Raw genomic sequence first — 18,884 nt, 5'->3', positions numbered from 1 at the left:
AGTAAAATCCCGGAAAGGGGGAAAAACTGCCGATAATAACTAAAATACTTGCTTATTCAGAAAAAAAAAGGTTAAACTAAAGGTGGATGTTTTTTCGCGACAAGGAGATTTTGTTTTATGGAAAGCAGAGAAATCGTCAAATGGAGCCCTTCCCTTTCTATTGGTATCAAGTTAGTTGATGAACAGCACCAGGGACTTATACGGCTGACCAATGAGCTTTTTTTGAGCTGCCTTAAGGGGGGTGATGTTGCCAACGCCCGGTTCCTCAAAACCATCCGTGAAACGGTTCAGTATGTGCAGCTCCATTTTGCTACCGAAGAGGCTATTCAGAAGCGAATCAATTACCCGGAGTATGCCAGCCATAAAAAACAGCATGAATCCTTCGTTAAGGAAGTCCTCCTTACGGTTGCGGAATTCAACTCCGGGAAGAAATTTCTTCCCAATAAATTTGCCATGTACCTGCGGGACTGGGTTCTGACCCACATAGCCGTATCCGACAAGAAGCTCGGCGAATATATCCAGAACATGAGGAAAAAGTCCGCCCAGGCCGCTGCGGCGGCAAACGCCTCGGCCCGTACCTGAGCTAAAAGGCCCCCGGGTCTTTCGTTTTTCCTTCAATACTCCCCTTCAAGGCTCTTCATTTTCTTGCTTTTATCGGCTTTTTTTACGATATTTGGTATATGTCTGAACAAAGTGTGGTACCCATAGATCAACTGCTTCCTAATAAACTTTCCCTGGTGGCGCTTATGGGGCGTCCTATTTTTCCGGGGATCTTTACCCCCATCATGATCGGCAACCCTGCGGACGTGAAGGTAATTGACGACGCGGTAGCCGGGGACGGGCTCATCGGCCTGGTGATGCTGATGAACGAGACCGATACCCCTACCATAAAGGATCTCTACAAGGTAGGGACCGCCGCCAAGATCGTTAAGAAGATCAATCTCCCCGATGGAGGGGTGAATATCTTCATCTCCACCCTGAAACGTTTCAAGGTCAGAAAAACCCTGAACGAGGCAAACCCCATCGTTGCCGCAGTGACTTATATGGAAGATGAAGAGGACGAAACCAACGAAGTTAAGGCCCTAACCCGGGCTTTGATCAGCGAGATGAAGCAAATCTCCGAGAACAACCCCCTCTTTTCCGAAGAGATGCGGCTTAATATGATCAACATCGATCATCCCGGTAAGATCGCCGATTTTATTGCCAGTATCCTCAATATCGATAAAACGGAGCAGCAAAAGATACTGGAGATCCTCAATGTCCGCAAGCGGATGGAGCAGGTTCTGGTTTTTATCAAAAAAGAGCAGGAACTGCTGCGGATTCAGAAGAAAATTCAGAAGGAAATCAACGAAAAAATCGAAAAATCCCAGCGGGAATACTTCCTTAAGGAGGAACTTAAGGCAATTAAGACCGAATTGGGGATGACCACCGATGCCAAGAGCTCCGAATACCAGCGTTTTAAAGATAAGGCCGACGAATTTAAGTTTGAAGGCGAAATTAAAGAGACCGTAGACCAGGAACTGGAGAAATTCAGTCTTATGGACCCCAATTCCAGCGAATTTATCGTAACCCGTAACTATTTGGACGTGATCGTAAACCTGCCCTGGAAGGATCCCGAACAGGAACATCTGGAGCTAAGCAAGGCCAGGGATATCCTGGAGGAGGACCACTACGGCCTTAAGGATGTAAAAAGCCGCATCGTGGAATACCTGGCGGTTCGCAAACTCCGCGGAGCCAGCTCGGGAAAGGGCGGTCCTGCGGGTTCGATTGTATGTCTGGTGGGGCCGCCGGGGGTGGGGAAAACCTCGGTGGGCAGGTCCATAGCCCGGTCGCTGGGGAAGCAGTTCTTCCGCTTCTCCGTTGGGGGTATGCGGGACGAGGCGGAAATCAAGGGTCATCGCCGTACGTATATAGGCGCCATGCCGGGGAAGATCATCCAGGGGCTCAAGATCGTCAAGACCAAGGATCCGGTGTTCATGATCGACGAGATCGACAAGATGGGGGCCAGCTATCAGGGGGACCCCGCCAGCGCGCTTTTGGAAGTGCTGGATCCGGAGCAGAACAACAGCTTCCGGGATCATTATCTGGATCTTCCCTTTGATATTTCCCGGATATTTTTTATCGTTACCGCCAATACCCTGGATACTATTCCGCCGCCCCTGGTGGACCGCATGGAGATCATCCAGCTGCCGGGGTACATTGATACGGAAAAACTGGAGATTGCCAAACGGTACCTGGTACCCAAGAGCCTTACAAAGAACGGCCTTAAGAAAAGCCAGGTTTCCTACAACCGGGAATCCCTGCTCTACATCGCCAATGGCTATGCCCGGGAGGCGGGGGTGCGGAACTTCGAGAAAAACCTGGATAAGATACACCGGAAACTGGCAAAGGAGATTGTCGAAAAACGTGAAGAGGGGGGGAGCGAAGGGGCGGATAAAAACCCGGCGCCCGTTAAATTTACCCTTGATAAAAAGCGTATCGAAGTGCATCTTGGCAAGCCTATTTTCCCCGAGGAAGTCACAAAAAAGGCCGACCGGCCGGGTATGTCCGTGGGGCTTGCCTGGACCAGCATGGGCGGAGATACCCTGGTGATAGAGGCCATTTCTGTGCCCGGCAAGGAGGGGCTTACCCTCACCGGTAAGATGGGGGACACCATGAAGGAGTCCGCCACCATTGCTATGAACCTGGCCCGTAAAATGGGCGCCGAACGCTACGGGATTTCCAACGAGTGGTTCGAGAAGAACCACATCCACCTCCATATTCCCGAAGGGGCCACCCCAAAGGATGGTCCTTCCGCGGGGATAACCATGGCAACCGCCTTGCTTTCTCTGATACGGAACCAGACCATCACCGACCGGCTGGTGATGACCGGGGAGCTAAGCCTGACCGGCCAGGTATTACCCATCGGGGGGCTTAAGGAAAAGACTATCGCCGCCCAGCGCAATAAGGCCCGGCATATCATTATCCCCAAGCAGAACCTCCGGGATCTGGACGAGATACCCGACCACGTAAAGAAGGGCATCACCTTCCACCCGGTGGAACGGTTTGACGAGGTACTGGCCCTGGCTTTGCCGAATTAAGCTATGTATATCCACCCGAAGCTGGCGGCTTTTACCAAGACCTTGGAAGCCCTGTTCCTGGACGTGGACGAGTTTCTGGAGGACGAGTGGGGTGAAAGTTTTTCCCTGCACCCAAACCGGCCCCAGCGGGGGCAAACCGCCAACCCGGAAATGGACGGCCTTTACAATGTCGGCCCGGATTTTACCCCCGGCATGGGTTCCGAAAAGGGGAGGGGCTACGTCATCTCCCTCAAAGCCGCGACCCTGGATAGGGTAACGCCGGAACAGTTTGAATTTCTCATGGAAGAGGCCGCTATACTGATACAAAAAAAACTTCCTGACTATTTTCCGGATCGCAAACTCGATGTAGTCCGGGACGGGAAGCGGTTCAAGATAATCGGGGACTTTTCGCTGGGTGAAGTATAGGGTATGATAATTAATAGAATATCCTATGAAATCCCTTGTGTTTTCAATAATCCTAGGCTTCGCAATATCTTTCCCCCTGATGGCGCAAAGCCGGGGCACAGGATCCGGTTCCCCGGGTCTTGGGGCGGATGTTTCCGGGGCTTTGTCCCAGATGGAGGGCGCCCTTGCCCAGCCTGATGAGGATATGTCTTTCCAGGACGCCTATTTCCTTGGCCGGGCGGTGGCGGCGAACATCCTTTCCCGGTATGGGCCCTACACCGAGAAGCCCGCGCTAACCCACTATCTAAACCAAATCTGTACCGCCATAACGATCAATTCTCCCACGCCGGAAATTTACGGCGGGTATCATGTGAGTATTCTCGATTCCCCGGATTTGAACGCCTTTGCCACGACCGGGGGGCACATCTTTGTATGCCGGGGTTTGCTGGAAGCGGTCAGCTCCGAAGATGCCCTGGCGGCGGTTCTGGCCCATGAAATTGCCCACATCCAGCTTAAACATAGTGATGAGATCATTAAAAATATGCGGCTGACCCAGGCGCTTTCCGATATAGCCCAAAGGGCCGGCGATATTGCCGCCCGGGAAGCCGGTCTGCGCGAGCGGGAAGTCCTTTTTAGTAATTATGTCAGGGAACTGGTTACCACGCTGGTTGTAAACGGCTATTCCCGGGATAAGGAATTTGAAGCGGATAGCTACGCACTAACCCTGCTGGCCTTGGCGGGCTATTCCCCCGCGAGCCTTGTTGAAGTTCTAACGCTTCTGCAAAGAGCCGGAGGCGTCGACGGTTACAACGGTACCCATCCTTCGCCGGCCCAGCGTATCAACAATGTCCGGAACGCACTTCCGCGGTACCGGGTTCAGGATACCAGTTCTTCCCGCTCTTCCCGTTTTGCGGATTTCGTCAAATAACGCGGATAGAATTTATACTTCGCCCTGTAAATAGCTTTTAGCAACCGGGTCTTCCGGTTCCAGTTCCAGCACCGTACGGAAGAAAGCGGCGGCTTCGTCATCGTCCCCGTTCCGCAGGGCCAGTACCCCGAGGTTTGAGATGATTTTGACGTTTTCCGGTTCTTCCCGGAGGGCGGTTTCCAGCTGTTTCCGCGCTTCTTTGAACTTACCCTGTTCCATAAGGCAGATGGCCAACTCGTTCCGGGTATCGCTGTTGTCCCCGCCCAGTTCAATCGCTTCGGTAAAAGCCCCGGCGGCATCGTCCCAGCGGGAAAGGCGGCGGAGCCCCCATCCCAGGATGAACCAGCCGTTCCAAACCCGGGGATGCTGCTCCAGGAAGACCCGGATCTTCTCCAGACCCTTCTGTTCCTCCCCCAGGCGAATATTATCGTAGGCTGCCCGGAATAGTTCGTCATCCAGACTCCGGCTTTCAATTTCCCGGACTATCTCCCGGGCTCTGTCCCGCTTATCCCTGGGAAGTTGCGCTGGTTCCGGGCCTTCTTCCAGGGAGAGATAGGCTGATAAGCAGTCCCGGGCTTTAAGGAAATTCTGGCGTTTCATATAGAAAAAACCCGCGTTAAAAAGTCCGTCTGGGAAGGGCGGTTTTAGGGCAAGGATATCCTTATAGGCCTGATGGGCCGGTTCGTATTCCGCCTCCGCCTCTTCTTCCCGGCCGGATCGTTCCAAAGCGCTTGCCCGGTTTTCCAGGATGAGCGCCGTATTGAGCAGCACCACCGGTGAAGTGGGGAAAAGCCCCTTCAGGGCGCTGGTAATCTCCAGAGCCAGGTCATAATCACCATTCCGGGCCTTGAGGATCGCCGCCTCGGTAAATTCTTCCAGGATATCCGGCTTTACCGCCAGAACAAAATGGCGGTAGTAGTCCGCATCCTCGGCGCTGATTTCTGAATCGTTCGTGTGATTCCCGGCAAAGTCGGAAATCACACGGATCATCCCGGAGAGGATCATCTCCCAGGAGAGCTGCTCCAAATCCAGGCTGCTTTCTCCAGGCGGTAATTCTACCGGGATAGGTATGGCCGGGTCGATAGAAAAGCCGGACCCGGAATCCTCTTCCGCTTCATCCTCTTCATGTTCGTGATCATGGTGGTGATGTCCATGGGACATGGACTCAAATTGGCCCCTAAGGGATTCGGGGACCGATAAAAATACGATATTATTTCTTGCTTCTGCCATCTTATTTAGCAGTCACCGGTGAAATCGGCATGGCTGCCTGTTCGCCCTGGGTATTATCCGGCCGGTTATCCGCCCGCACTATACTGAGGAAGTCGTTCAGCCGCACCTTATAACCCATGGGAATCGACGCTTCGTCGAAGATTATCGCCAGGGCTATCAGCTCCTTCCGGCCCTCCACCGTTTCCGCCCGGACAAACTTTCCCCGGACAAGGAAACTCTCCCGCGGGTCATCAAAATCCAGCCTAAGGGCGGTATCCCGGTCCACCAGGAACTTAGCCACCCCCATCATGATGATTTTGGCCCCGGAAAAGGAAATATCCCGAAGTATACAGCGCCTGGGCACTCCCTCAATAAAAGCTGCGGTGTCTTTGGAGAGGATTTTCAGTTTTCGCAGAGAATCGGCGGTTAAAAGAACCCGTTCATCCTTCCGTTTTGAGGAATTGATATTAGCATCCAGAACCCGCCCCATAATTTCGATTAAATCGTCCGGCGGCCGCTGGGTAAACTGGAGGTTAAACAGCGCTGTATCCGTGGAACCCCCATAGGCGTTATAGCCCGCTACCCGGGCAGACACAAAGAAGGTTAATGGCTGGCCGTTTTCGGGACTCCGGAAGCTTAACCGGAGGCTTATGGAGTTATTTGCCTGTTGTAACTTATCGATAATGCCCGATTTGATGTTAGCCACCACCTTCGCCCCCTCAAAGGAGGACGAATATACCACGCAGGGCCAGAAATCTCCCACGCATTTGATCAATACCTGCTGGGTAATCAGACCGGTAACCTGGATGATTTCTTTTGTAAAGGTTACATCTATACCTTTGTACCGGTCATAGTAGCTCGCTATTTTTTGCTTGGTAAGTACACTCATGGCTTTTATAACTATAGAGCGGTTTTGGGTATACGTCAATTAAGGACACCCGGCCATTTAGAATTACTCGATAATCCTCTATTCTACCCATCACCAACGAGGGCTTCCGGATTATGCAAACTATTGGCGTAAATACAAACAATTTTACAATGATGTCATGTCCGGCCAGAGCCGAAACAGAAGCTGTATGATATTTGGGTTAAGTTTAACGCCGATGCCCTGGTAGGGTGACCGTGGACAGCGGTAAACGGCTTGCCAGTGGGGTGAATAAGGCTCATAATTGTATTAATGAGGATAAGTGACGCTGAAAAAAAGGTCCTAACTGAAGCGGTACAAACCGCAGATGCCGATGCCCGGGTTTGGCTTTTTGGTTCCCGTACCGATGACACCAAAAAGGGAGGCGATATTGATATCGCGATCCTTTCCCCGAAAATCGGAGTCCCTGAGCGGATAAAAATCCGGCGAAGCATCACCGATATTTTGGGAGAACAGAAAATAGATATAGTGGTTTCTGCGGATGGCTCGGAACCTTTTTTCTGTCTGGCTGTAGAAACGGGAGCCGCTCTTATATGAGTGACGCTGCCATCCGGACCCTTATGGCCAATCTCGAAAATCTTGCCGCCAGTTTGAACTGGCTGAGACGTTCTTTTACGAGCTGTGATAAAATCGGAATTAAAACAACATACACGGAAGATGAGTTCGATCAATTTGAAAATCTTAGTTCCCGTTATGCCCGTACAACGGATTTATTGATTAATAAAATACTGCGCAGCATTGATGCGGTAGAATTAGTTGACAGCGGCAGCGTTATTGATGCCGCCAACCACGCTGAAAAGCGCGGAATTATAGATTCAGTTTCGCAGCTGCGTGAGCTTAAGGATCTGCGTAACGAAATAGCCCATGAATACGAAACTGAAGATCTTTCAAAACTATTTGCATTGGTCCTTGATGCCACTCCCCGTCTGTTTGTGCTTGCGGATCGGACGGTAAAGTACTGCGGGAAGTACACAGGGTAGCCTCATCATGAATATCAACTGCCTACTATCGGTGTAATTAAACCCTATCCATCCTGCTAAGCAGTATAAGATCCGCCAGCACTAACGCTGTCATTGCCTCTACCACCGGTACCGCCCGGGGGCAGACGCATATATCGTGGCGGCCCTCTATGATCAGTTCCCGGATATTTCCCTGACGGTCCACGGTTTCCTGCTTTTTCAAAATTGATGGGACCGGTTTGAAGGCCACGGTGAATTCCAGGGGCATGCCTGTGGATATGCCGCCTAGTACGCCTCCGGCATTGTTGGTTGCGTATTCCAGGTCCGGTACGCCCGGCGGCAGTGTAGGGGTACGGCGGCCTGGTATGGGGCGGTCATTGTTCGTAGAGCCCTGCGCATAGGCGGCGCTGAAGCCGGAGCCGAACTCTATGCCCTTGGCGGCGCCTAGGGATAGCATGGCGGCGGCAAGGCGGGCATCCAGTTTTCCGAAGACCGGTTCCCCTAAGCCCGGCTTAAGGCCTGTAACCCGGCAAGAGACGGTGCCTCCGGCGCTGTCGCCTTCGTTCCGGAGGCGTTCGGTTTTTTGGAGAACCAGTTCCGCTAGTTCCCGGTTGGGGAAGCGCAGGGGGTTTTTTTCAACTTCGTCAAAATCAAAATTTGGTTCCCCGAATAGAGGGGCGTCGATTCCTGCGGCGGAGGAAGTCCAGCCCTGAATGGTAACGCCCTGTGCGCTAAGAAAGGCCTTGGCAATGGCGCCGGCTGCAACACGACCCAGGGTTTCCCGGGCGGAACTTCGGCCACCGCCCCGGTGATCCCGGAAGCCGTATTTGGCCTCCCAGGTCCAGTCGGCATGTCCGGGCCGGTATAGGTCTTTGAGCTTGTCGTAATCTCCTGAACGCTGGTTGGTGTTCCGTACCAGTATGGCGATAGGGGTTCCCAGGGTTTTCCCTTCAAAAACTCCGGAGAGGATTTCCGGGACATCCGTTTCGGAGCGGGTAGTGGAGGGGCCTCCTCCGCCAGGACGGCGCCGGCCGAGTTCCCGGCTGATATCCTCAATATTAAGGGGGAGCCCTGCCGGACAACCATCCACAATACAGCCCAGACCCGGGCCGTGGGATTCTCCGAAACTCGTTACCGTAAAAATTGTGCCGCTGCTATTTCCCGCCATGCTCCCATCCTTATTGTAACACTTGTAGAAAGAATACTATACTGAACCCATCTATGAATATATGTATCGATACCCATACCCATTCGGTTACTTCAGGTCATGCTTATTCCACCATTGACGATCTTGCCCGGGGCGCGCGGAAACGGCGGCTTAAGGGTTTTGTTTTAACCGATCATGGCCCCGCCATGCCCGGGGGACCGGTGCCATATCATTTTGCTAATCTGCGGATCATCCCCAAGAAGCTTTTTGGAGTTTTTTTCTTTACCGGGGTGGAAACCAATATCATGGATGCTGAGGGCGGCATTGACCTTGCTGCGAAGTACTGCAAACGCCTTGACTTTGTCATGACCGGTTTCCATGAGATATGTTTTGGTTCCCAGGGCAGGGAAGCAAATACCAAGACCATGATTGCCGCTCTGGCTAATCCCCTGGTGGACGGAATCTCCCATCCCGGGAACCCTATGTTTCCCATTGATATTGAGGAAGTGGTGAAAGCGGCGGCAAAATACGGCAAGGCTCTGGAAATCAACAACAGTTCGTTCCGGATCAGGCCGGGATGCGAAGAAAATTGCCGTGCGGTGGCCGAATATTCCAAACAATACGGAAGCCTCCTCAGCATCGGCAGCGACACCCACTACTGGGCAGATGTGGGTAACTTTACTAAGGCCAGGGCCCTTCTAAAACAAGTGGCCTTCCCCCCGGAATTGGTTATCAACAGTTCCCTGGAACGGTTCCGGGCATTTGTCGAAAAACGGCGGACTGCTCGGGCAGAGATACGGTAAATAATTACAGCTGCACCCGCCATGAAACGCCAAAGTCCCAGTCCTCCGGAAAATCGGCGCTGTTTACCTTTATACTGAACCTTCCCCATTTCCCCTGGGCGGTGATCGATGCGCTTGTTTCTGCCTGGGTTTCCCCGTTCTTTTTCATTTTAAACCCCAATTTTGTTCCAAATTGAAGGAATGCTAAAGTATAGGAAGCCTCGCCGCTGATCTTGGCGGAATCGAATGTATAGGTATCGGTGTAAATGCCGTCGAGGCTGCCCCGGAAAACGAGGGGTATGTTCCAGAACCGAAACCCCGCAAGGACATCGATACTGTCCGCTATTTTTTCCATGTCCGAAGCGTCCCGGTTTAGGGTCAAGGAGATCCGGGATGGCCAGAATAGGTGTACAGATTTTGTGGGAGCCGTGGGAAAGTGGTAATAGAAAAGAGCGGAGCCCTTATAGAACCGGTCCCCAATACCGGCCGCCCGGACCATACCGTTTACCCTGAACAGGCTGCTCCTTTTCCCCCGCCGCTCAAGTCGTGCGGCCGCCCTGAATCCCGCCCCGGTGGCGCCGCCATCCCTGCCCACATACCGGCTCCCTGCCGCATCCGCCGCCAGGGAAAGCCGCCAAGGCCGGTCCCCGATACGGAATGCCAGGTTTCCATATAGGTCATCACCGTAGGCGAAGGTCTGGGATCGGGATATATCGGCGGCGGCGGCAAAGGCGGGGGTATTGAAGAAAACAGTTCCCGCCAGAATATCCGAGTCCCGTTCCGGCAGGGGAGGGGTCTCGGAGAACCAGGCTGCGGGCGATTTTGACGGCAGATGGCTGCGGGTATAAAATCCCTCAAACAGCAGGGCGGATTTTTTCGTAAAACGGGCCTCAAAGCCCCCGTCAAAGGCGGCCTGGGTTTCAGCGTCCAGAAGTACCGAGCCAAAGCCCCGTACCGGACCAAGCCAGGGGATTTCAATCTCAGGGCTCCCTAACCAGAGATAGCTTCCCGGTTCTTTGGTTGAAGACGGTTCGGTCAGCAGGTCGCTTATGGCGCCCTGGTGCTGCTCCACAAAGGGTATGCCCCGGTTCCAGACATTTTTGATCCGTGCAGGAAGTCCCCCCTCGTCCAGGATTCCCCAAAGGAGCCGGGACCCCGTGGTATCATGGTAGAGTCCCCCCGCAACTTGCAACGAAGTTTCCCGCGCAAAGGCGGTATTGCCCTGCTCAAACCCATCCCCGGGTGGACTGGGCCGCTTGTCCGTCACTTGTGTCCGCAGGGTCAGGGCCGGCTTCGGGGCCCGTAAGCGGATATCTCCCCGGTTGATCATGTTCCCATCGTATGCCCAGGACCCGGACCAGAGCAAATCAAAGCTCAGGGGAAGAATACCGGGGACAGGGGAGAACAGCAAAAGGACCGACAGGGGGAACCGTATAAAAAAATGAAATTTCCGTGCCATACCCTATTGAGGGATCCGGCACGGAAATTGCTTTAGGGGCGATAAAAAAAAATACTATTTTTTGGGTATTAACCGGTAAAGATAGGCCGATAGGGCTTCGGCGTAATCTTCCCTTATTTTATTCTCCGCAGCCTTGGTTGCCCGTACTTCCGCTTCCGGAAGGCTTATATGGCCCTCCCGGCCGTTAATGTTATAGGGAAACAGGACATCGCCGGTGCTGGTATCCATGAAGTTTCCGTCTACCACATAGCGGGTGAATTTGTTGGTCGTCTGGTTGGGCAGCTGAACCTCGGAAAAGGAAAGCTGTACCTGGAGCTGGTACCGGGAATTATTGCCCCCGGTTCTAAAGCCCGCAGAGGAAAGTACCGATGCAAAGGCGCTGCGGATTCTGCTGTCCCGGTCACCTTCCACGCTCACAAATACCGGTATGGTGTTCCTTATGCCGGAAGCCTCCAGCCGGTAATCCTCGGGACGTTTCATGCCCGAAGGTACCGGGGCGCCGATTACCGATAGTACATTGGCAAAGACCTTGTTTGCCTCCGCAGTGGTTGTGGCAAACTCAAATCTGGCAAGACTATCCATGCTGTTCCGGTCTGAGGCGGGAATGTCGACCAGGGCATCGATAATTTTCTGATTGTCCTGGATCATCTGGGTATACAACCGGGCGGTCTTTGGTATTTCCATAACCGCCACGGCGTAGAAGGTAGTTCCGTCGGACCAAACATCCCTGATTTCCGCTCCCGCCAGGTCCATGGCGGTGGATGTTTTTATGGCGTTTTCCACCGAGGTGTTTTCTGTCCAGTCCGCGGTTGCGCCGTTCCGAACCGCTTCCTGATACGAGGTGATTATCTTCTGATCCGCCTGGAGGGACTGATGAAAAATCGAAGACAGGGCTGTAAAGGCGTTTTTTTCCGCCTGATCCCGGTTGTTACCGGAACCGACCCCGGCAATAAAACTGTTCCGGCTATAAACCGCTTCCGGGGAATCAACCCAGGCGGGCTTAATTTTACTGGAGTTGATCCCCGTTGATCCTGCGGGGGGCCCTGCCAGGCTGCTCCCGTTCATGGCTCCTAAGGAGGCGTTGGCCAATGCAATGGCCTCATCCTCACTGTTGTTAGCAGCGGGAGTACTGGCGCAGCCATAGAGGAATAACAAAAAACAGGGTAAAAAGAGCAATATTCCTGTTCTTGGCTTTTTCATTATTCGAATACCGGTACCGGCTTTTCATTCTTGGAAAGCTGGGTGTCCAGCATCCGCAGGGCTTCCTGGGCCTTGAATTCCGCATACTTGGATTCTTCGCTGGTAAATAACGGGGTAAGGGCTGTTTTGGCATCCGAGACCTTGTATTCCACCAGGTACCACCAGCTACTGTCCGGGGCTTTCCACCGCTTAATAGGCTGGGCGCCGTTCAGCTGTATGGAAGTTACCTGGCGGCTGACATCTTCCTGGAGAGAAAGGGCGGTCTGGCTGTCCACGGTTCCCGCATCCCGCAAATAGTCGGTGAACATAGCGTCAACCTTGATGCTGAGCTGCCGGGCAACGCTGGTCCGGGCACGGGCTTCCGCAGTGGTCATGGACATCTGCTCCGAGGATTGTTTGGCGCTTCCAATACCCCAAATCACACCTTCCGGGGGGAAGTCATTGAGCCATTCAGGGGAATTCGGATCCTGCTTTTGGGCATCCGGGCTGCCCTTGCAACTCACCACCAGCAAAGCAACGGCGAACACCGTAAGACATACACATACACTCTTTTTCATTAGAAACTCCTTATACTATGTTACAATAATAACCCGCAATGTATCAAATTTCTATCAAATTGGTTGAATTTTTATTTCAAACATACCGCTTCCGCTAAATTAAGTCCCCTTGCACGGATCTCCACATTTTCCTGCCGTAACGAATCAACCACCCTGCTGCCGGAATAATAGATAACCGTATAGGAATAGGTCCCGGGATCTAGGGTAATACCCCCCACATAGGCTTTGGCGGGGAAATACCGGGATATCCGCAGATCCGCCTTTTCGCTGGCCTCCGCAAAAACCTGGGTCCCAATACTCAACAATCCCATGACCAACCCGGCGTTACCCCCCACTTCATCCCCCACTCCATCCAAAACCGAGGAGGTGACCCCCTTGAGGGTTCCCCGGATGACCGATTTCAGATAGGCCAGATTGGCTCTTTCCTTGAAGGTTTCCTTGGCAATGGCCCCTATATCCTCCAGAAGTTCCAGATTAAAGGATTCTCCGGAGTCAAAACGAACAGTAATCCGATTCACCACCGAAGGCCGGTTGACCAGTACCGGCAGGGCGATCTTTATATACCGGGGGCCGGGGATAAGGATGCGAAGCGTCTCCTCTTCCTTAACCGGGGCGGACCCGCTAAAACCAATCACATTGAACCGTGCTTTGCCGGCGGGAACCGTAAGCTCCTCATCTATAGAAGCAGGCGCCGGATAGGCATACACCGAAGGGTTGTTGGCAAAGGCTATCTTTATCTGGTCCCGGTCAATCCTGGCGTCGTCGTAGTTTCCGTTTCCCCGGTAGAAAAGCATCCCCAGGTAACGGGCCAGGGCAGAATTAGTAAAAGTGGTTTTTCCCGCCGCCGGGTCGGGAGGTATTGCAGCATCCTCCTCCAGGGCCTTTTTCTGCATATTGTCCACAATAATTCCGTACTTCGAAGAGAGGAACTGCAGTTTGTTATTCATCCGCCGGATTTCTACCATTGCGTCCTCAAGCTCATTCTCGTGGTAATAATTGAGGGCATTAAAGGTGTTGATAAAAATATCCTCGTAATCCTCCCCGGCATATTCCTGGGTAGTATCGTTGAGGATATAGGTACCGATTTCCATGGTGATGCTTTTGGTATAGGCGGTTTCAATGGCCCGTTCCCCTGCCTGGAGCAGTTCTGTGGACCGGCGGTATTCCGCCGCGTAGTGACTCAACATTCCTGCGTCAAGGTAATAGAGGACCGCATCCTTGTCCCGGTATAATTTCTTTTTATCCTTATCGATGACCGCCAGACCTTCCTGGTATTCGTTCCGTTGTGCGTGGCTGTCAATTTTTGCGTATGGATTGCCCGAAGCGCAGGAAAAAAACATGAGACACAAAACAACGCTCGACAAGCCAAGCTTCATGCGGTCAGCCATGGTTTATAGTTTTGACTTCGGGGTTTGGATCACCTTCTTGATTTCGCTGTTCTGATCCATCCACATCCGGGCATTGGTTTCGATGTTGGTCAATTCGGCGGTGACAAAATAGGTCCTGGTGGATGTACCCCCCGCCCGGTCAATGATGGTCTTTACCGCGCCGGTGAGGAGGAAGTCCGCGCCGGTTTCGTTGCTCAGCGCCGCGGCGGTGTTTTCGCTGGCATTGCCCTGCTGATCCTGGCGCTCCGCCCGGACTTCGTTCCGGGTATTACCGCCGGCCACAAAGTCGGCCTTCCCGCTGTTAAATATGGCAACCTCCATGGTACTGGAAATGATGGACGTGTCGATGTGCTCATCGCTATCGTTCTTGAAACTTCCCACCAGGATAGTTGGGAGCCGTCCCCGCCGGGCAATTTCCGCGGTAACCCGGGGCGAATCCAGACAGGTCTTGATCAGGCTATCGCAGACGATACGGACATCGGTGTCATTCCAGAGGCCGCTTAAATCGGTCTGGGTGCTTGCATCCACCCGGGTAACCTTGGGATTGGAACTACAGGATGCAAACAGGGCCAATACAAGGGCGCTTGCAAATAATGTCTTTAAAACTGTTTTCATTGAGATAATCTCCTTACGATTAATACACTGGCCAAACCGGCCGGAATTACCCCACTATATACGGTTAGCAATGTTTTGGCAAGGAATCTAAGGATTACAGAGAAAGGAAAGGGCTGTTGGTCCCCCTTGCCAATCCCCTTTGCCCCGGCCATAATCCCCCTATGCGTCTATTTGAGGTAGTTTCCCCTTTTAGCCCGGCGGGGGACCAGGGTGAGGCAATCGCGGCTCTGGCGGCGGGCATTAAGGGCGGGGATAAATTCCAGACCCTCCAGGGGGTTACGGGCTCCGGAAAAACCTTTACCATGGCGAAGATCATCGAGGCGGTGCAGATGCCCACCCTGATTATCAGCCATAACAAGACCCTGGCAGCCCAGCTTTTCCGGGAATTTAAGGGATTCTTTCCCCAAAACGCCGTGGAATACTATGTTTCCTATTACGATTACTATCAGCCCGAAGCCTATGTGGCCAGCCGGGACCTCTATATAGAAAAAGATGCTTCTATTAATCAGGAGATTGAGCGGCTGCGCCTCTCCGCCACCCGGAGCCTTATGGAACGGGAGGATGTGATCATCGTGGCCACCGTCTCCTGCATCTACGGCCTGGCTACCCCGGAAATCTACCGGAAGATGACCGCCACCTTTTCCGTAGGGGATACCATCGATGTGGACGCCCTGATCCGCCGCTTTGTGGAGCTCCAGTACGAGCGGAACGATGCGGTTCTGGAGCGGGGCAACTTCCGCCGCCGGGGGGATACCATCGACATCTACCCCGCCTACCTGGAGGACGCCTATAGGGTGGATCTGGACTGGGACCAGGTCAAGCGGATACGCCGCTTTAACCCCATATCCGGGGAGGTCTTTGAAGGATTAGATCGGGCGATGATCTATCCCGCCAAGCAATTCGTTATGCCCGCGGAGATGATCCACAACGCCCTGGACAGTATCAAGGATGAACTGGCGGACCGCTACGAATTCCTTAAAAATACGAACAAACTTATGGAAGCCGAACGTCTAAAAACCAGGGTGGAGTACGATATTGAGATGCTTACCGAGATGGGCTATTGTCCGGGGATAGAGAACTACTCCGCCCCTCTGGCAGGCCGGAAACCCGGGGAAGCGCCGGACACCCTGATCGATTACTTCCCGAAAGAGCACCTCACGTTTATTGACGAAAGCCATGTAACCCTGCCCCAGATTGGGGCCATGTATGCCGGTGATCGGAGCCGCAAAACGAGCCTGGTGGACTACGGGTTCCGGCTCCCCTGCGCCCTGGACAACCGGCCCCTGCGCTTCGACGAATTCGCTGAACGGTTGGACAAGACGGTCTACGTTTCCGCCACCCCCAGCAAGACCGAGCTGGAACAATCCAAGCGGGTGGTCCAGCAGATGATACGCCCCACGGGGCTTCTGGACCCGATTATCGAGGTCCGCCCCAGCGATGGGCAGATGGAGGATATCTACGGTGAGGTTCGCGCCAGAATCGCTGCGGGGGAACGTTCACTCATCTTAACCCTGACTAAAAAGATGGCCGAGGATTTGACGGACTATCTTAGCGGTCTGGGTCTTAAGGTCCGGTACATCCACAGCGAAGTTGAAACCATTGAGCGGGTAGAGATACTAACCCAGCTCCGCCAGGGTATCTTTGATGTGCTCGTGGGGATCAATCTTCTCCGGGAGGGGATAGATCTGCCGGAGGTTTCCTTCATAGCAATTCTGGACGCGGACAAAATAGGGTTTCTTCGTTCCCTCACCAGCCTGGTTCAGATAATAGGCCGGGCGGCCCGGAACGCCGCAGGAAAGGTGATCATGTACGCCGACCGGATGAGTGACGCCATGGAGGCAGCCATTGCCGAAACGGACCGGCGGCGGAAAATTCAGACGGAATACAATGAGTCCCACGGTATTACCCCCACCACGGTAAAGAAGGCCATCGCAGATATTTTGACCCGCCATGCGGAGGAGGAGAAGGACGCCGCTGCCACCGCTGTGGAGGTACTCAAGAAGTCCTATAATGTGCTTATCCCCGCTCAACGGAAACAGCTTATCCGCGCCCTGGAAGGGGAGATGCTGGAACATGCGAAGAATCTGGAGTACGAGCAGGCTGCGGCTATACGGGACGAAATTGCAAAGGTAAAGGAAGTGGGAAAATAGCTTGACGCGGGGACGGTGGTAGGTGGTATAATCAAGTATTCTCTGTGTTTTAAGACCAGTAAACTTTTTTATAGGAGAATTTATGAAGCCAATTTATGATGTTGAAGAACGCCCTCCCTTCGCTAAATCACTGTTTTACGGATTGCAGCATCTGCTTGCATGTTTCGGCGCTACCGTTTTAGTCCCGATGCTGGTTGGGATCAACCCCTTATATGCGTTGTTTTCGGCGGGTATAGGAACGTTGCTGTATTTGTTCATTACAAAATTTAAGGTGCCAAACTTTGTTGGATCCTCCTTTGCATTCATTGGATGCGCAATAATGGTGTTGAAAACCTATGGTATGGAATATTTAGCCGGCGGAGCGATTGTGTCGGCGGTTTTTTATACGATCGTTGCTCTGCTTGTTTGGACGGCGGGAACCGGCTGGATCAATAAGGTCCTGCCCCCTGTTGTTATTGGTCCGGTTGTTGCCGTAATTGGCCTTTCATTGGCCGGAACGGCAATTTCAATGTCCGGGGCTGCGGAGGGCGGTGATTTTACCGCCATGCTATTAGCCCTGGCAACTCTGGCGATAACCATTATCGCCATGTTTTGCAAAGCCAAATTCATTTCCAGTATTAGTATCGTTATTGGCTTGGCCGGCGGATATCTTCTGTCGGCGTTATTTGGCCGGGTGGATTATTCCGCCATTGCCGCAGCCCCGCTTATCAATGTTCCGGTTTTTATTGTACCAAAGTTTAACGGTACCGTTATTCTTGTATTTTCATTAGTATCATTTGCAACAATCTGTGAACATATTGGCCATACTATGGTGACCGGTCAAATTATTAATAGGGATATTATTAAGAATCCGGGCCTTCATAGGACTATTCTTGGCGATGGTTTGGCTACCGGTCTGGCGGGACTATTCGGATCCGTAGCAAATACAACCTATGGTGAAAGCCTTGGGGTAATGGCAACAACAAAGGTGTATTCGGTGTTCGTGTTTATTTTTTCCGGCGTCTTAGCAATCGTTTTGTCAATCTTCGGAAAACTTGGCGGCGTATTGCAAACCATACCTGCCCATGTTTTGGGTGGTTTGTGTATTCTCCTTTACGGAACAATCGCCGTGAACGGTTTGAAACAGTTGGTTGTAAACAAAGTTGATTTCGATAAAACGCGCAATTTAATTATCGCTTCGGTTATCTTTATTCTTGGATGCGGCGGATCCGTATTTCAGCTACCCGGAAGCGCATATCCATTATTAACTTCAATTGCCTTCGCTGCCATTGTTGGTATTATTCTCAATTTAGTTTTGCCAAAAGAGAAAGACTAAGGCCGAATGAAATTGTAGTTTGTTCCTGATAAAAAAGGGCTTGTCCGAAAACAACGAAGTTTCCGGACAAGCCCTCAATTTTGTTCTTAGTCGATTTTACCGGTTTATTTAACCAGTATGAATTCAACCCGCCGATTCTTCCACCAGTTGCCACGGTCCTCAAAGGGTACTATAGTCCGGGCGCCTCCGATGCCGGAAGCGGTCAAGCGGCTCTTGTTTACCCCGAGGTCTACCAGATAGTTCACCACCGTTTGGGCTCTTTGGGTGCTTAAAACCTGATCTGTTGCCTGCTCAGCCTTTTTTTCCCTTTCGGTCCGGCCCACAGGGTTGGTGTGTCCTTCCACTTGAACCTTGTAGGTTTCGAATTTATTGAGTACTGCGGCAATACGGGCGAGGATATACATATTGTTTTCCACAACATCGCTTGCAAGACCGTCGAAGCCGCCGGAATTGGCCCCAAAAACAATGGATGGAACCTGTACCCGGAGCCTATCGCCCTCGCGTATGACCAGAATATCAACTTGTATCACCCCTTGTATGGTTGATACATTGCCCGCATTATCGGTGGCGCTAAAGGAACAGGCATAGTCCGAAGCGGATTGTACTATCTCGCTATTAAGATTGCTGCGTCCATCCCAGGTAAGCTCCGCAGGGGGTTCCCCTGAACCGCTCATCTGATAGAAAAGATGGTCCGTAGAATTGGGCTCGTAAATTTCTATCATCCAGCTCCATATGCCGGATTCGTCTTCGGCGCTCAGGGTGATGTGCATTTCATCATTTTCGCCA

The 18,884-nt window shown here is 52.5% G+C and carries 18 protein-coding genes; 9 read left to right on the top strand and 9 right to left on the bottom strand.

All coding sequences use genetic code 11. The features are described 5' to 3' along the window. Nucleotides 1–117: 117 nt before the first annotated feature. The 4 genes from TPRIMZ1_RS0107345 to TPRIMZ1_RS0107330 all read left to right on the top strand — a co-directional run bounded on the left by TPRIMZ1_RS0107345 (nucleotide 118) and on the right by TPRIMZ1_RS0107330 (nucleotide 4,392). Nucleotides 118–582, top strand: coding sequence for a bacteriohemerythrin (locus TPRIMZ1_RS0107345; RefSeq protein ID WP_010257106.1), 465 nt, complete (start codon nucleotides 118–120; stop codon nucleotides 580–582). Between the two features lie 98 nt (nucleotides 583–680). Beyond that, nucleotides 681–3,080, top strand: coding sequence for an endopeptidase La (lon, locus tag TPRIMZ1_RS0107340; RefSeq protein ID WP_010257102.1), 2,400 nt, complete (start codon nucleotides 681–683; stop codon nucleotides 3,078–3,080). A 3-nt stretch (nucleotides 3,081–3,083) separates the two neighbouring features. Further along, the gene (locus TPRIMZ1_RS0107335) at nucleotides 3,084–3,485 is read left to right on the top strand and encodes a hypothetical protein (protein ID WP_010257099.1); all 402 of its coding nucleotides are present in this window, start codon (nucleotides 3,084–3,086) and stop codon (nucleotides 3,483–3,485) included. Between the two features lie 25 nt (nucleotides 3,486–3,510). Continuing rightward, nucleotides 3,511–4,392 carry a M48 family metalloprotease gene (locus TPRIMZ1_RS0107330; protein ID WP_010257095.1) on the top strand — a complete coding sequence of 294 codons (882 nt, stop codon included), beginning with the start codon at nucleotides 3,511–3,513 and terminating at the stop codon, nucleotides 4,390–4,392. Between the two features lie 12 nt (nucleotides 4,393–4,404). Here the strand turns inward: TPRIMZ1_RS0107330 and TPRIMZ1_RS0107325 are convergent, their stop codons facing one another. After that, nucleotides 4,405–5,622 (bottom strand): tetratricopeptide repeat protein, encoded by a 1,218-nt coding sequence (locus TPRIMZ1_RS0107325; protein WP_026043588.1) that lies wholly within the window; start codon nucleotides 5,620–5,622, stop codon nucleotides 4,405–4,407. Between the two features lies 1 nt (nucleotide 5,623). Next, nucleotides 5,624–6,490 carry a PilZ domain-containing protein gene (locus TPRIMZ1_RS0107320; protein ID WP_038078134.1) on the bottom strand — a complete coding sequence of 289 codons (867 nt, stop codon included), beginning with the start codon at nucleotides 6,488–6,490 and terminating at the stop codon, nucleotides 5,624–5,626. Nucleotides 6,491–6,778: 288 nt separating this feature from the next. Here TPRIMZ1_RS0107320 and TPRIMZ1_RS0107315 point away from each other — a divergent pair, with 288 nt between their 5' ends. Together TPRIMZ1_RS0107315 and TPRIMZ1_RS0107310 are read left to right on the top strand one after the other, a co-directional pair. Next, nucleotides 6,779–7,063, top strand: a complete 285-nt coding sequence (locus TPRIMZ1_RS0107315) for a nucleotidyltransferase domain-containing protein (RefSeq protein WP_010257087.1) — start codon at nucleotides 6,779–6,781, stop codon at nucleotides 7,061–7,063. Then, entirely contained in the window at nucleotides 7,060–7,506 is a 447-nt protein-coding gene (locus TPRIMZ1_RS0107310; RefSeq protein WP_010257084.1) for a HepT-like ribonuclease domain-containing protein, read from the top strand. Before TPRIMZ1_RS0107315 ends, TPRIMZ1_RS0107310 begins: the two co-directional genes overlap by 4 nt. 37 nt (nucleotides 7,507–7,543) lie before the next feature. Here the strand turns inward: TPRIMZ1_RS0107310 and aroC are convergent, their stop codons facing one another. Next, nucleotides 7,544–8,653 carry a chorismate synthase gene (gene aroC, locus TPRIMZ1_RS0107305; protein ID WP_010257081.1) on the bottom strand — a complete coding sequence of 370 codons (1,110 nt, stop codon included), beginning with the start codon at nucleotides 8,651–8,653 and terminating at the stop codon, nucleotides 7,544–7,546. 53 nt (nucleotides 8,654–8,706) lie between these two features. Here aroC and TPRIMZ1_RS0107300 point away from each other — a divergent pair, with 53 nt between their 5' ends. Further along, entirely contained in the window at nucleotides 8,707–9,435 is a 729-nt protein-coding gene (locus TPRIMZ1_RS0107300) for a phosphatase (RefSeq protein WP_010257079.1), read from the top strand. Between the two features lie 4 nt (nucleotides 9,436–9,439). Here the strand turns inward: TPRIMZ1_RS0107300 and TPRIMZ1_RS0107295 are convergent, their stop codons facing one another. From TPRIMZ1_RS0107295 to TPRIMZ1_RS0107275, 5 genes are all read right to left on the bottom strand, one after another. Continuing rightward, on the bottom strand, nucleotides 9,440–10,873 hold the full coding sequence (locus TPRIMZ1_RS0107295; RefSeq protein ID WP_010257076.1) for a hypothetical protein: 1,434 nt from the start codon (nucleotides 10,871–10,873) through the stop codon (nucleotides 9,440–9,442). A gap of 54 nt (nucleotides 10,874–10,927) precedes the next feature. Further along, nucleotides 10,928–12,073, bottom strand: a complete 1,146-nt coding sequence (locus TPRIMZ1_RS0107290; RefSeq protein WP_038078131.1) for an LPP20 family lipoprotein — start codon at nucleotides 12,071–12,073, stop codon at nucleotides 10,928–10,930. Beyond that, nucleotides 12,073–12,630 (bottom strand): LPP20 family lipoprotein, encoded by a 558-nt coding sequence (locus TPRIMZ1_RS0107285; RefSeq protein ID WP_010257072.1) that lies wholly within the window; start codon nucleotides 12,628–12,630, stop codon nucleotides 12,073–12,075. Before TPRIMZ1_RS0107285 ends, TPRIMZ1_RS0107290 begins: the two co-directional genes overlap by 1 nt. A 71-nt stretch (nucleotides 12,631–12,701) precedes the next feature. Continuing rightward, nucleotides 12,702–14,018 (bottom strand): COG3014 family protein, encoded by a 1,317-nt coding sequence (locus TPRIMZ1_RS0107280; protein ID WP_157784192.1) that lies wholly within the window; start codon nucleotides 14,016–14,018, stop codon nucleotides 12,702–12,704. A gap of 3 nt (nucleotides 14,019–14,021) precedes the next feature. Next, the gene (locus TPRIMZ1_RS0107275; RefSeq protein WP_010257066.1) at nucleotides 14,022–14,633 is read right to left on the bottom strand and encodes a penicillin-binding protein activator LpoB; all 612 of its coding nucleotides are present in this window, start codon (nucleotides 14,631–14,633) and stop codon (nucleotides 14,022–14,024) included. 161 nt (nucleotides 14,634–14,794) lie between these two features. Here TPRIMZ1_RS0107275 and uvrB point away from each other — a divergent pair, with 161 nt between their 5' ends. Both uvrB and TPRIMZ1_RS0107265 read left to right on the top strand, forming a co-directional pair. Then, nucleotides 14,795–16,783 (top strand): excinuclease ABC subunit UvrB, encoded by a 1,989-nt coding sequence (gene uvrB, locus TPRIMZ1_RS0107270; RefSeq protein WP_026043586.1) that lies wholly within the window; start codon nucleotides 14,795–14,797, stop codon nucleotides 16,781–16,783. 82 nt (nucleotides 16,784–16,865) lie between these two features. Further along, the gene (locus TPRIMZ1_RS0107265) at nucleotides 16,866–18,098 is read left to right on the top strand and encodes a uracil-xanthine permease family protein (RefSeq protein ID WP_010257061.1); all 1,233 of its coding nucleotides are present in this window, start codon (nucleotides 16,866–16,868) and stop codon (nucleotides 18,096–18,098) included. Between the two features lie 104 nt (nucleotides 18,099–18,202). Here TPRIMZ1_RS0107265 and TPRIMZ1_RS0107260 read toward each other — a convergent pair. Continuing rightward, a partial coding sequence (locus TPRIMZ1_RS0107260) for an OmpA family protein (protein ID WP_010257058.1) occupies nucleotides 18,203–18,884 on the bottom strand: 682 nt, incomplete at its 5' end.

It is taken from the genome of Treponema primitia ZAS-1, assembly GCF_000297095.1.
GTDB lineage: Bacteria > Spirochaetota > Spirochaetia > Treponematales > Breznakiellaceae > Termitinema > Termitinema primitia_A.
Note: the sequence above shows the minus strand (reverse complement) of the source record. Positions and strands in the feature narration are given on the sequence as shown.

Excerpts from the sequence above, each read along its gene's own strand:
- TPRIMZ1_RS0107345 (WP_010257106.1), top strand. The coding sequence starts at position 118 with ATGGAAAGCAGAGAAATCGTCAAATGGAGCCCTTCCCTTTCTATTGGT.
- lon (WP_010257102.1), top strand. The coding sequence starts at position 681 with ATGTCTGAACAAAGTGTGGTACCCATAGATCAACTGCTTCCTAATAAA.
- TPRIMZ1_RS0107335 (WP_010257099.1), top strand. The coding sequence starts at position 3,084 with ATGTATATCCACCCGAAGCTGGCGGCTTTTACCAAGACCTTGGAAGCC.
- TPRIMZ1_RS0107330 (WP_010257095.1), top strand. The coding sequence starts at position 3,511 with ATGAAATCCCTTGTGTTTTCAATAATCCTAGGCTTCGCAATATCTTTC.
- TPRIMZ1_RS0107325 (WP_026043588.1), bottom strand. The coding sequence starts at position 5,622 with ATGGCAGAAGCAAGAAATAATATCGTATTTTTATCGGTCCCCGAATCC.
- TPRIMZ1_RS0107320 (WP_038078134.1), bottom strand. The coding sequence starts at position 6,490 with ATGAGTGTACTTACCAAGCAAAAAATAGCGAGCTACTATGACCGGTAC.
- TPRIMZ1_RS0107315 (WP_010257087.1), top strand. The coding sequence starts at position 6,779 with ATGAGGATAAGTGACGCTGAAAAAAAGGTCCTAACTGAAGCGGTACAA.
- TPRIMZ1_RS0107310 (WP_010257084.1), top strand. The coding sequence starts at position 7,060 with ATGAGTGACGCTGCCATCCGGACCCTTATGGCCAATCTCGAAAATCTT.
- aroC (WP_010257081.1), bottom strand. The coding sequence starts at position 8,653 with ATGGCGGGAAATAGCAGCGGCACAATTTTTACGGTAACGAGTTTCGGA.
- TPRIMZ1_RS0107300 (WP_010257079.1), top strand. The coding sequence starts at position 8,707 with ATGAATATATGTATCGATACCCATACCCATTCGGTTACTTCAGGTCAT.
- TPRIMZ1_RS0107295 (WP_010257076.1), bottom strand. The coding sequence starts at position 10,873 with ATGGCACGGAAATTTCATTTTTTTATACGGTTCCCCCTGTCGGTCCTT.
- TPRIMZ1_RS0107290 (WP_038078131.1), bottom strand. The coding sequence starts at position 12,073 with ATGAAAAAGCCAAGAACAGGAATATTGCTCTTTTTACCCTGTTTTTTG.
- TPRIMZ1_RS0107285 (WP_010257072.1), bottom strand. The coding sequence starts at position 12,630 with ATGAAAAAGAGTGTATGTGTATGTCTTACGGTGTTCGCCGTTGCTTTG.
- TPRIMZ1_RS0107280 (WP_157784192.1), bottom strand. The coding sequence starts at position 14,018 with ATGGCTGACCGCATGAAGCTTGGCTTGTCGAGCGTTGTTTTGTGTCTC.
- TPRIMZ1_RS0107275 (WP_010257066.1), bottom strand. The coding sequence starts at position 14,633 with ATGAAAACAGTTTTAAAGACATTATTTGCAAGCGCCCTTGTATTGGCC.
- uvrB (WP_026043586.1), top strand. The coding sequence starts at position 14,795 with ATGCGTCTATTTGAGGTAGTTTCCCCTTTTAGCCCGGCGGGGGACCAG.
- TPRIMZ1_RS0107265 (WP_010257061.1), top strand. The coding sequence starts at position 16,866 with ATGAAGCCAATTTATGATGTTGAAGAACGCCCTCCCTTCGCTAAATCA.